Origin of the sequence: Devosia sp., assembly GCF_028290645.1 — a bacterium.
Classification (GTDB): domain Bacteria; phylum Pseudomonadota; class Alphaproteobacteria; order Rhizobiales; family Devosiaceae; genus Devosia_A.
The window spans coordinates 1-12,754 of sequence record NZ_JAQGJL010000195.1 but is presented as its reverse complement, the minus strand read 5'-3'; the positions used below and the strand labels follow the sequence as shown (position 1 = coordinate 12,754).

The window sequence follows — 12,754 nt, the reverse complement described above, 5'->3', positions numbered from 1 at the left end:
TGGGCGCGAACGGCGGAGCGGCCGGAGATGGCGGCTACGGCCTTGTGCTCAGCGGGAGCACGGCTCAGGTATTCGTCATCGGCGCCGGCATTACTGGTGGAGCCGGTGGCGCTGGTGGCGCCGGTGGCCCAGCCGGTGGGGCAGGGGGCACGGGCGGTATCGGTCTCTTGGTCAGCGGCGCGGGACCCACGACCTTGACCATAAGTGCGGGCATCACCGGCGGCGTCGGTGGCGTGGGTGGCGCCGGCGCAATCGCCGGGATCGCGGGCCCCAGCGGCGCCGGAATTGCCGGCCAGAACCTGGCCATTACCATGGGTGCGTTCGGCCTAGTCACAGCAGGTGTGGGTGCCAATGCCATCACCTTCACAGGCGGCGCCAACAGTCTCACATTCGCCAATGCGACCACCGGACTGGTCGGCCCGGTCTCCATCACGGGCGTCCTGAGCTTCGATCAGTCGAGCGTCGACACCACCGTCGCCAACGCCATCCTGGGCAGCGGTTCGATCGTCAAGACGGGAACGGCCGTCATCACGCTCACCGGCGGAAACACCTATACGGGAACGACGACCGTCAATTCAGGTCAGCTACGCGCTGCATCGGCCAACGCGCTTGGCGCCACGACCGGTGCGCTCATCGTCAATGGCGGCACCCTGGATATCGATGTCGCGCAGTCAAAGGGCAGCCTGTCGGGGACCGGTGGGAACATCAGTCTCGATGCCGCTCTGACGGTCACCCAGTCGCTCGACCAAACCTATGCCGGTTCGTTCTCCGGAGCGCAGGGCTTCATCAAGAGTGGCGCAGCCACTCTTGCCCTCAGCGGCGATAGTTCGAGCTACGCCGGCGCCGTTTCGGTCCTTGCGGGGAGGCTCCTCGTCAACAACACCGCCGGCACGTTTGGTACTGCTACCAGTGAAATCTCGGTCGGCGCCGGCGCGACGCTGGGCGGCACCGGAGTTATCGGCGGCGACGTCTCGGTGGACGATTTCGGCATATTGGCAGCCGGTGACGGCCCCGGCACCTTGACGATCAATGGGGACCTTCTGCTCAACGAGCAATCGGTCAGCAAATTCCAGCTCGGTGAACCGGGTGTGGTCGGCGGACTGCTGAACGATCTTGTCGATGTCAACGGTCAGCTGACGCTTGATGGGGTCATCGATCTGACGCCGACGTCTAGCGGCTACTACCGGCTCTTCCAGTACGGAACGCTGGTCGACAATGGAGCGAGCGTCACCTCGAGCCTCGGTACCGGAACGCTGCAGCTTGGCGTGCCCAACCAGGTCAACGTCTTCGTATCCATCGGCGGTCAGCTCGTCCAGATCTGGGACGGTCTCGATGGCGTCGGCAACGGGACCGCCAGCGGCGGCGATGGAACCTGGGATTCAGGGACCGCCAACTGGACCGATGGACCGGACTATAACTTCAATGCCGCATGGCAAAGCCAGGTGGGTGTGTTTGGTGGTGCCCCGGGTACCGTCGTTGTCGAGGGCACCCAAGGCTTCCAGGGACTTCAGTTCGTAACCGGCGGCTATCAGCTCAACGGGGGCATTCTGAACATGCTCGGCGACACGCCGGGCGGGACGCCGACAATGAGCTTTCTCAATGTGGACACTGGGCTCGAGGCCGGAATTAGCAGTGTAATCAGTGGCAGCGCACCGAATATCGGCCTGTACAAGACAGGCGGCGGCACTCTGACCCTGAATGGCGCCAACACCTATTCGGGCGGGACGCTGATCGGCGCCGGCACGCTGGCCATCTCGAGCGACACCAATCTCGGCGCCATTGCCGGTGGCGTTACGCTCGAGGGCGGCACGCTGCGCACAACCGCCAACATCACCACCGCCCGGTCGGTCACCGTCACCGGCACCGGCACATTGCTGACCGACGCGACCACCTCGCTGACCCTGAACGGCACCCTCTCTGGCGCGGGCAGCCTCGACAAGGCCGGGCTCGGCACGCTGATCATTGCCGGCGCGGCCTCCCATACCGGCGGCACCTCGATCAGCGCCGGCACCTTGCAGGTCGGCAATGACGGTAACTCCGGCAGCCTCACAGGCAATGTGGCAAACGACGCCATTCTCGCCTTCAACCGCACGGACGAAGCGATCTTTGCCGGCGCCGTCAGCGGCGCTGGCAGCCTGGTGCAGCGCGGCCTCGGCACGACAGTGCTGACCGGAGCCAACACGCATACGGGCGGCACCACGATCACCATCGGCACCCTGCAGATCGGCAATGGCGGCACCTCCGGCAGTCTTGCCGGCAACGTCGCCAACGCCGGCGTGCTCGCCTTCGACCGCTCGGACACGCTGACGTTCGACGGTGTGATTACCGGGGCCGGATCGCTCACCCAGGCCGGTACCGGTGCAACGGTCCTTACCGGGACCAACCTCTACACCGGCGACACGACGATCGATGGCGGCGGCCTGTTCATCGATGGCGATCAATCTGCGGCCACCGGCCTGACCACGGTCAATGCCAACGGAACGCTGGGCGGCAGCGGCACCATCGGCGGCGATGTGTCGGTCGGCGACGATGCCACGCTGTCGCCGGGCGGTCCCGGCGCCGGTCCCGCCACCCTCGCGATCCTCGGGGACCTCTTCATCTCCGGGGGCGCGGTGCTCGCCTATGATTTCGGCGAGGCCTATGTCGTGGGCGGGGCCTCCAACGACCTGATCACAGTCGGCGGCGGGCTGACGCTCGACGGCACGCTGAATGTGGCGGTGTCCCTGGGGGGTACGTTCGACCCGGGCATCTACCGGCTAATGAGCTACACCGGGGCGCTCACCGATAACGGACTGGTGGTCGGTACGATCCCCACTCCCGGGTCCTACGTGCAGACCTCGATTGCCCATCAGGTCAATCTGGTCAACACGCAAGGCATGACGCTCAGCTATTGGGACGGCAGCGCCGGCCCGCAGAACAATGGCGTCGTCAACGGCGGCGACGGCACTTGGCAGGCTTCCGGCAACAACAACTGGACCGATGGCGGTGGTGTGGCCAACGGCCCCTACCAGGGTGCCGCCTTCGCGATCTTCGCCGGCGCCCCGGGTACGGTCACCGTCGACAATACAGTCGGGGCCATCGATGCGACGGGCATGCAGTTTGCCACTGGTGGCTATCAGATCGTTGGCGGGGTGATCACGCTGACGGGCGCGCCATCCATCATTCGCGTCGGCGACGGCACCACGGACGGCACTGGGATGGTCGCGACGGTGGCGTCGGAACTCACCGGAGCCTCGGAGCTGGTCAAGACCGATCTCGGCACCCTGGTGCTGGGCGGCGCCAACAGCTACACCGGCGGCACCGTGATCGAGGGCGGCACGCTCAGCATCGCCGCCGACGTCAACCTGGGGGCCGCGTCCGGCGACCTTGCACTCGAGGGCGGCACGCTGCGCACGACCGCCAACATCACCACGGCCCGGTCCGTCACCGTCATCGGCACCGGCACATTGCTGACCGACCCGGCCACGTCGCTGACCCTGAACGGCACCCTCTCTGGCGCGGGCAGCCTCGACAAGGCCGGTCTCGGCACCCTGATCATTGCCGGCGCCGCCTCCCATACCGGCGGCACCTCGATCAGCGCCGGCACTTTGCAGGTCGGCAATGGCGGTACCTCCGGCAGCCTTACAGGCAATGTGGCAAACGACGCCATTCTCGCCTTCAACCGCACGGACGAGGCGATCTTTTCCGGCGCCGTCAGCGGCACTGGCAGCCTGGTGCAGCGCGGTCTCGGCACGACAGTGCTGACCGGAGCCAACACCCATACAGGTGGCACCACCATCACCGCCGGCACCCTGCAGATCGGCAATGGCGGCACCTCCGGCAGCCTTGGCGGCAACGTCGCCAACGCCGGTATTCTCGCCTTCGACCGCTCTGATGCCCTGAACTTCGATGGGGTCATTTCGGGAGCTGGCGAGGTCCGTCAGCTGGGGACCGGTGTGACGACGCTCACCGGGAACAGCTCGGCATTCAGCGGGCAGACCCGCATCGTGGCAGGCACGCTGTCGGTCAACGGCCAGTTGGGCGGCACCCTGGCCGTGGCCAATGGCGGGACGTTGATGGGACACGGAACCGTTGGCACCACGACCAACGAAGCCGGCGGCGTGATCGCACCGGGCAACTCCATCGGCACACTGACCGTCGACGGCAACTACATCGGTAGCGGTGGCATCCTCGAAATCGAAGCCGTGCTGGGTGGCGACAGTTCGCCCGCCGACCGGCTTGTCGTCACCGGCGCCACGGCCGGCGCCACCGGGGTCGAGGTCATCAATCTCGGCGGCAGCGGTGGCCCGACCACTGAAGGAATCAAGATCATCGATATCGGCGGCGCCTCCAACGGCACCTTCGCGTTATTGGGCAGCTACGTCTTCGAAGGCGAGCAGGCCGTGGTGGCCGGAGCCTACGGCTACCGCCTCTACAAGAACGGCATCAGCACCCCGGCGGATGGCGACTGGTACCTGCGCTCGGCGCTGCTTGTTCCCGTCGTTCCGGGCGATCCCACCCTGCCGCTCTATCAACCGGGCGCCCCTATCTACGAGGCCTATGCCGATGTGCTGCAGAGCCTCAATGGCCTTGATACCCTGCGCCAGCGCGTGGGCAGCCGATCCTGGCCGAACGGCGTCGTCGACACCGGCCCCTTGCCCGATGCGGCAGCGGCGGGGAGCGGCATCTGGGGCCGGATCATTGGGGCTCACCTGCGCGCCGCTCCCGAGACCTCGACAACCGACGCGACCTACGGTGCCGACACCTGGCAGCTTCAGGCGGGAGCCGATGGCGTGCTCGATGCCGGGGAGGCCGGCGTGCTGACTGGTGGCCTGTGGGCGCGCTATGGCACGCTTTCGACCGACGTCGCCTCGCCCTATGGCGACGGCAATATCAATGCAACCGGCTATGGCCTCGGAGCAACGCTGACCTGGGAAGGCTCAACCGGTTTCTACCTCGACGCTCAGGCCAATCTCACCTGGTACGACGGGGACCTCTCCTCGAGGACGGCCGGCACCAGCCTCGCCTCCGGCATAGCCGGCTTTGGCTATGCGCTGGGGCTGGAAATGGGCCAGGAGATTGCGCTCGGCCCCAACTGGTCGATTACCCCCCAGGCCCAGCTGACCTATTCAGGGCTCGACTACAACGACTTCACCGACGCCTTTGGGGCCGCCGTGTCGCTGCTGGATGGCGACAGTCTCAAGGCGCGCCTGGGGCTCTCGGCCGACTATCAGACGGCCTGGACGGACGATCTGGGCCAGGCCAGCAGCGTCCACGCCTATGCGATCGCAAACCTCTACTACGAGTTCCTCCCCGGCGCCGAGACCGACCTCGCCGGGGTGACGCTCACCAGCCAAGAAGACCCGCTCTGGGGTGGGATCGGTTTGGGTGGCAGCTACAACTGGGGCGATGGCATGTACGCGCTCCACGGCGAGGCGGCGGTCAACACCAGCCTGAGCAGCATGGGCAACAGTTACGACATGACGGGAACCGCTGGATTCAACGTCAAGTTCTGAGCCTTGGCCAGTGAAAAATCGTGTGTTCTCCCGAATGGGTTTGAGAGGCTGAAGCGCCACCAGCGCTTGCTGGCGAGCAGCACGGCTAGCCGACACGACGGCCCCTCGAACGTTCAGGGCATCGGCGCAAGAAGGTCGAGATGCTGTTCGCCGTGCTTGCAGCTCTCGGCGGCCGATCTCCTGCGACCTCGACCCAGATACGGATCATGGGCTGCGCGTCCGGCAGGTCGCTTTTGCGTGTTCTCGCATCGCGATACCGCGCTCCAGCCAGTCGACGATCACCTCGGAGAAGAGCAGCCCGACCGGGACTGCTTGCGGCATCGGCAAGGGCGTGGAAGCGGCAAAGCCTTCCCAAGCGGTTCCCCACCAATCCGGAGTAACAGGCTAGAGAGGCCGGTGGCTAACCCCGGCGGCCAATCCGGTGGCAAAGCCCACGATTTGGGCGGTTAGCCTGGCTCTGATCTGCTGGAAAGACTTATGCTTTGCTGAGAGATTGGCAGGGGAACCTGGATTCGAACCAAGATTGACGGAGTCAGAGTCCGTAGTTCTACCATTGAACTATTCCCCAAGCGCTCGGCCTGGATGCCGTGGCCTCGGACCAGCGACATTCGGTGCGCCTTCTAGCGGCAATCGAACCTGGGATCAACACCCGTTTTGCGCTGCTTCGGCTTTGTTCACCCGATGTTGGGAGCCATTCAGCTTTGCGGCGGATTGTGGGCGTTGCGTTGGCGGGGATCATCCTCTACCGTCGTTCCCGACACTGATATAGCCCGTGTCGGGCGCCCACGGCTTCGGCCGTCAGCCGGCGACTGCGCGGGGAATGGAGCAAGGTTGACCGATCCAGATCGGTCCGCCGTCGTAGCCGGGCCCGAAAGCCTGGAACGGCACCGTGAGGGGCAGGGCGTGAGCCCCGTCCCAACCACCGCAAGTCCTGGGGGGCATCCCGGATCGGGCGGAGCGGAGCGGCGGACGCACCCCGCAGGCAATCCCACTTCGCGCCGGTCGCGAGGGCCGCTCTATGCGGCGCTCGACCTTGGCACCAACAATTGCCGCCTGCTCATCGCCCGCCCGCACGAGAACAGCTTTCGCGTGCTCGACGGTTTTACCCGCATCGTCCGCCTCGGCGAGGGCCTGTCCACCACCGGCCGCCTTTCCGATGCCGCAATGGAGCGCACCATGGAAGCGCTCCGGCTCTGCCGCAACAAGCTGCGCGAGCACGAGCCCAGCCGCATGCGCCTGATCGCCACCGAGGCCTGCCGTTCCGCCACCAACGGCCTCGAATTCATCGCCCGCGTCGAGCGCGAACTCGGCCTCGTACTCGAGATCGTCGACCGCCAGACCGAGGCCTCGCTCGCCGTCACCGGCTGCGCCGATCTCATCGAGGAAAGCTCGGCCGGCGCGCTGATGTTCGATATCGGCGGCGGCTCGTCCGAGCTGGCCTGGCTCGATTTCCGTGGCGGCCGGCCGCGCCGGCAGGGGCGCATGTCGTCCTCCATCCGCTCCTGGCAATCGCTGCCGGTGGGCGTCGTCTCGATCGCCGAGAAGTTCGGCGGTGTCGACGTGACGCCCCAGACCTTCGAGGACATGGTGGCCTTCGTTGCCGGCCACCTCCGCCAGTTCCGCGGCCGCGAAAAGCTGCGGCAGATGATCGCCGAGCATCCGGTGCACCTGATCGGCACCTCCGGAACCGTCACCACGCTCGCCGGCCTCCACCTCGGCCTCGAGCGCTACGAGCGCCAGAAGGTCGATGGCCTCTGGATGACCCGCGCCGATGTCGACGCCACCATGAATGCGCTGCTCGGCATGCCCTTCGACCGGCGCGTCGCGCATCCGTGCATCGGCAAGGACCGCGCCGACCTGGTACTGCCCGGCTGCGCGATCTTCGAGGCGATCCGCCGCGAATGGCCGACAGAGCGCGTCCGGGTCGCGGATCGCGGCCTCCGCGAAGGCATCCTCATCTCGCTGATCGACGCCGACCGCGCCGATCGCGGCAACACCCGCAGGAGCCGCTGATGGTCAAAACCGGAGGCCCCGGCCGGCGCACCGAACTCAAGGTGCGCGTCAAGACCTCGAAGGGCCGGAAGATCGGCTCGACCCTCTGGCTGCAGCGCCAGCTCAACGATCCCTATGTGGCCAAGGCCCGGGCCGAGGGCTATCGCTCGCGCGCCGCCTACAAGATCCAGGAGCTCGATGAGCGCTACAAGCTCTTCCACAAGGGCCAGCGCATCGTCGACCTCGGCGCCGCCCCCGGCGGCTGGTCGCAGGTCGCGGCGCCCATCGTGGGGTCGACCGAGGAAAAGCCGCTGATCGTCGGCATCGACTATCTCGAGATGGCGCCGATCCCCGGCGTGATCCTCCTGCAGAAGGACTTCAACGACGAGGACGCTCCTGATGCGCTGATCGCGGCGCTAGGCGGGCACAAGGTCGATATCGTGATGTCCGACATGGCGGCGCCCACCACCGGCCATCGTGCCACGGACCACATCCGCATCATCGCGCTGGTCGAACTCGCCGCCGATTTCGCGGTGCGGGTACTGGCGCCGGGCGGCACCTTCATCGCCAAGGTGTTCCAGGGCGGCACCGAGCATGAACTGCTCGCCATCCTGAAGCGGCACTTCGCGACGACCATCCACGCCAAGCCCAAGGCCAGCCGGCAGGACTCGGCCGAGACCTACCTGCTGGCCCGCGGCTTCAAGGGCTAGCTACTCGGCGGCTTCGCCCTGCGCCGCGTGGGCGTGCCCATGCATTGTCGCCGACTTCGGGACGCGCATGAACAGCACGGTCGAGATCAGGGTCACCGCGGCGATGACATAGAAGGCCATGTGGAAATCGGCCAGCAGCGGCTCGCCGCCATGCAGCAGCCGCAGCCCCTCGAGCACGCCGCCGCCCAGCGCCACGCCGAATGCCAGCGATAGCTGGACGCCCACCTGGCTGATGACATTGGCTTGCCCCGCATCCTTGTCCTCGATGTCGGCGAAGGTGAAGGCGTTCGTTGCCGTCCAGAACAGTGATTGGAAGAAGCCGGTGACGACCAGCTTCCCCAGCATCACCGGGGTCGGCGTCCCCGGCGTGTAGAACCCCATGGCGAGGACGCCCAGCGCAGTGATGAAAGTCGCGGCAACGAGGCTCGTACGGAACCCCAGGCGCTGGAGGATCCGCTCCGCAATGAACTTCACGGCAAAAGCGCCGACCGCCGAGGCAAACGTCACCATGCCGCTTTCGAACGGGCTGAGGCCGAACGCCAGTTGCAGCATCAGCGGGAAGAGGAACGGCATCGCCCCGGTGCCCAGCCGGAAGAACGTGCCGCCGATGACTGTCAGCCGGAACAGTGGCCGGCGGAAAATCCTGAGATCGAGCAGGGGGTACTCCGTCCGCTTGAAATGGAACCAGTAGGCCGCGGCAGCCGCGGTCCCGAGGATCATCGCGCCATAGCCGAAGCTCGCGGGCAGGGCAGGGAGGGTCAGCACCGAGATGCCGAACACCCAGCCGGCGAATGTCGTGCCGGCAAGCAGGAACCCGGTGAAATCCAGCTTCCGCGGCTCGTTCCGGTGCCACTCGGGCAGGAACTTGTTGACCAGCAGCACGCCCAGCAGGCCGATCGGGACGTTGATCAGGAAGATCCAGTGCCAGCTCGCAAAGGTGGTGATGGCGCCACCGATCGGGGGGCCGACGATGGGGCCGATGAGGCCGGGAATGCTCAGCCATGCCATGGCGTCGACCAATTGATTTCGCGGCGTCACCCGCACCAGCACCAGCCGCGCCACCGGCGTCATCATGGCGCCGCCCATCCCCTGCAGGAACCGGGAGAGCACGAAGGTCAGCAGCGAGTTGGAGGCGGCGCAACAGACCGAGCCGATGATGAATACGATCATCGCCCAGCGGAACACGTTGCGGGCGCCGAACCTGTCGGCCATCCAGCTCGAGACCGGGATGAAGATGGCAAGCGCCACCAGATAGGCGGTGAGCGCCAGTTTCAGGGCGATCGGCTCGGTGCCGATATCGCGGGCGATCGCGGCGAGCGAGGTCGCTATCACCGTCGAGTCCATGTTTTCCATGAACAACGCGACGGCGAGGATCAGTGGGGTCAGGCGAAGGGCGGACATATGGGGTGTCTAAGCGGGGGAGGCGGCTGCTCTATCATGCCGGCGCCGGCCTGTCAGGACTAACTACGAACCTAACGATGACAATCAGAGCGTTGCCGAAACAGGCTTGGGCATCGGCTTGACCTGGTGCCCCGAGACGTCGCTCCCCGCATCGGGCGGCAGGCGCATGAACGGGATGACGCTGAAGATCGCCACGGCCGCAACGACGAACCAGGCGATGTGAAAATCGCCCAGCGTCAGGTTCCCGCCATGCAGGTTCGCCGCAAACTCGAGCGCACCGCCCGCCACCGCGACGCCGGCCGCGACGCTGAGCTGCTGGCTCACCGCATTGATCGCTGTGGCCTGGCTGGCATGCGCCTCGTCGACATCGGCGAAGGCCAGGGCGTTGACGCCGGTGAAGAAGAACGAGCGGGTAAGGCCGCCGACCAGCAGTGAACCCATCAGCAGCCAGTGCGGCACGGCCGGGGTGAACAAGCCATTGATGCCGAGGAAGATGCAGCCGATCGCTGCCGTGAGCATCAGCGTGCGCGGGAAGCCGAAGGTTGCGAACACCCGCTCGACGCCGAATTTCGAGAGCAGTGCGCCGATCGCCGCGACGAAGGTGGTGAGGCCGGATTCGAACGGGGTAAGCCCGAAGGCCAGCTGCAACATCAGCGGCATCAGGAACGGGAAGGCGCCGATGCCGATGCGGAACAGCGAGCCGCCGATGATGGCGCTGCGGAACAGCGGCAGGCGGAACAGTTTCGGATCGAGGATGGGCATCGCCGTCCGCCTGGCGTGGCGCAGGTACAGCACCCCGGCGACCGTGCCGAAAACGATCGAGCCGTAGCCGGCGACCGCCGGGATCGCGGGGAGGCTGATCACCGAGATGCCGAACAAGACGCCGGCGAAGGTAAGGCCCGAAAGGATCAGCCCCGGCACGTCGATGGGCCGTTCATTGCGACCCTCCGCCGTGTGCAGCAATCTTGTGACCAGCACGAGGCCGATGAGGCCGATCGGAACATTGATCCAGAAGATCCAGTGCCAGCTGAGATAGGTGGTGAGGAAGCCGCCGAGCGGCGGCCCGGCGATCGGGCCGATCAGGGCAGGGATCGTCAGCCACGCCATCGCCGAGACCAGCTCGTTGCGCGGCGTCGAGCGCACCAGCACCAGCCGCGCCACCGGGGTCATCATCGAGCCGCCTATGCCCTGGAGGAACCGGGACAACACGAAGGTCAGGAGCGAATCCGAGAAGGCGCAGCAGATCGAGCCGGCCATGAACACCACGATGGCGATGCGAAAGATGTTCTTCGACCCGAACCGGTCGGCCATCCAGCCCGACAGCGGGATGAAGATGGCGAGCGCCACGAAATAGGCGGTCAGCGCCAGCTTCAGCGAGATCGGCTCGGCCCCGATATCGGCCGCGATCGCCGGCAGCGAAGTGGCAATGACGGTCGAGTCCATGTTCTCCATGAACAGGGCGACCGCAAGGACGAGGGGTATGATACGCAAGGCCGAGAGCCTCGTGAGGCAGGATTGGATTGAGGCCGTCGGCAAGACCTTTATGGCCCGCGCAGTGGCAACGCAACACGTACCTAAGGGTTATGGAAGCAGCCGCTGCGCTAAGCGATTGACCCTCCACGCCAACACGTGGCTTATAGTTCAGGGATTTTGTTCGGGTTGAACCATGAAGAGTTTTTCGTCGTCGAGCTTTGCCAGCAATCATGCGGAAGCGCTCGACCTGGCCTTTGCAGCAGTTCAGAAGAACCCGCAGGCGCTGTTCACGAACTTCCAGTGGTTCCTGTTCGCCGGCAAGGACACCATTTTCTTCACTGCCTTCTCCAAGGAGAAGTTCGACAAGACGAAGCTGAAGGAACTGGTCGCCCAGGTGGTGGGCCTTGCCCCGCAGCTCACGCACGGCTTCATCGGGGCCCGCCCGGGGCATCCGTTCACCGACGCCCAGCTCGATGCGATCACCTCGGTGGAGATGGTCGACAGCCTCGACGGCTACCCGGACAAATGGCTTTCGAAGAGCGCCGATATCTTCGATCACCCCGACCTGCCACTGTTCCGCTTCATGGCCGCGACGCTGAAAGGCGGCCCGGATGCCGAAGGGCGGGTGTCGGTCATCCAGGTGCGCGCCGCCCATTGCGTGCTCGAGGGTTCCGATTCGGCACTCCTGTCGCGCTCGCAGTCGGCCAACCACGGCATCCAGTCCAACAAGGCGAACAAGGTCAGCTTCGGCGCCCGCTTCAAAGGCGCGCTGCAAGCAGCCATCGGGGTGTCGCTCCACCTGTTCTTCGCCCACGTCATGTCGCCGCCCGACAAGCCCTGGGGGTTCAAGACACTGGCGCTGCGCCGCGACCGGCTGCGCAGCCTCGCCAACCGGCTGGGCGTGCGGCAGCGCTCGCTCTACTTCGCGCTCGTCACCCACGCGCTCCATTCCGAGACCGACCGCCGGCTGAACGCCGAGGTGATCACCGCCGCCTACACCATGCTCGACACGCGGCGCACCGAAGCAGATGACGACTTTTTCCGGGTACGCGCCCTGATGGCGAAGTTCCCGTACAGGAGCGATTTCGTCGAATACGCGCATGCCGTCGACGATGCGCTGAGCGAGATCGAGAACAAGGACATCACCTCGTTCCAGGTCCAGATGCTGGCGCTGTTCGCCATGCACCGCAAGCTCCACCGCGCCTTCCGGTTCCTCTACGGCCCGCGCTTCTGGCGCTTCTCGGGGCGCACCGACACGGTGCTGACCCTCGTGCCGCCCCACCGCACCTTCGGCCCGGTCACCGACTGGATGGTGGAGCCGATCTATTGCGGCGCCTATCACTCCGCCTCGAACATCGCCACCTTCTGTCCCGGCCGCGATTACATGACGGTGAACTTCACCATGGAAGAGCGGAATATCGAGATGGTGGACCGCATCGAGCCGCTGATCGCCGCAGTGGAGGCGATGGACCTGCCGGCGCCGAAGCGATCCGCGCCGGAAGTGGCTGAGGCTTAGGAGCCAACTCGCTGCCGTCGGAGGGTGGGGGTGGCCGCAGCCGCGATGTTGTAGGGCATGCTGATGCATCCGACAGCCCATGGGCTTCGGAGTTTGTCAAAGAGCCATCCCCTCGTCTTCCTGAGGAGATGAAGCGGGGCCGGCGAGGCGTTGGCCTCGACGCGGGT

The 12,754-nt window shown here is 65.9% G+C and carries 7 protein-coding genes; 5 read left to right on the top strand and 2 right to left on the bottom strand.

The window, feature by feature from the left end; translation table 11 throughout:
- From JWQ89_RS10855 to JWQ89_RS10840, 4 genes are all read left to right on the top strand, one after another.
- The coding region (locus tag JWQ89_RS10855; protein WP_299640890.1) for a hypothetical protein at positions 1–198 on the top strand (198 nt) is incomplete at its 5' end.
- Positions 195–5,495 (top strand): autotransporter outer membrane beta-barrel domain-containing protein, encoded by a 5,301-nt coding sequence (locus tag JWQ89_RS10850; RefSeq protein ID WP_299640888.1) that lies wholly within the window; start codon positions 195–197, stop codon positions 5,493–5,495. The genes JWQ89_RS10855 and JWQ89_RS10850, both read left to right, overlap by 4 nt.
- Positions 5,496–6,398: 903 nt before the next feature.
- Positions 6,399–7,508: a Ppx/GppA phosphatase family protein gene (locus JWQ89_RS10845; protein ID WP_366143994.1), complete on the top strand. Its 1,110-nt coding sequence runs from the start codon at positions 6,399–6,401 to the stop codon at positions 7,506–7,508.
- Entirely contained in the window at positions 7,508–8,197 is a 690-nt protein-coding gene (locus tag JWQ89_RS10840) for an RlmE family RNA methyltransferase (RefSeq protein WP_299640885.1), read from the top strand. Before JWQ89_RS10845 ends, JWQ89_RS10840 begins: the two co-directional genes overlap by 1 nt.
- Here the strand turns inward: JWQ89_RS10840 and JWQ89_RS10835 are convergent, their stop codons facing one another.
- On the bottom strand, positions 8,198–9,598 hold the full coding sequence (locus JWQ89_RS10835; protein WP_299640883.1) for an MFS transporter: 1,401 nt from the start codon (positions 9,596–9,598) through the stop codon (positions 8,198–8,200).
- Positions 9,599–9,682: 84 nt separating this feature from the next.
- A complete protein-coding gene (locus JWQ89_RS10830; RefSeq protein WP_299640881.1) occupies positions 9,683–11,089 on the bottom strand; it encodes an MFS transporter in 1,407 nt (468 codons plus the stop codon).
- A 175-nt stretch (positions 11,090–11,264) separates the two neighbouring features.
- Between JWQ89_RS10830 and JWQ89_RS10825 the strand changes: the two genes are divergently transcribed.
- Positions 11,265–12,587 carry a hypothetical protein gene (locus JWQ89_RS10825; RefSeq protein WP_299640879.1) on the top strand — a complete coding sequence of 441 codons (1,323 nt, stop codon included), beginning with the start codon at positions 11,265–11,267 and terminating at the stop codon, positions 12,585–12,587.
- Positions 12,588–12,754 lie beyond the last annotated feature (167 nt).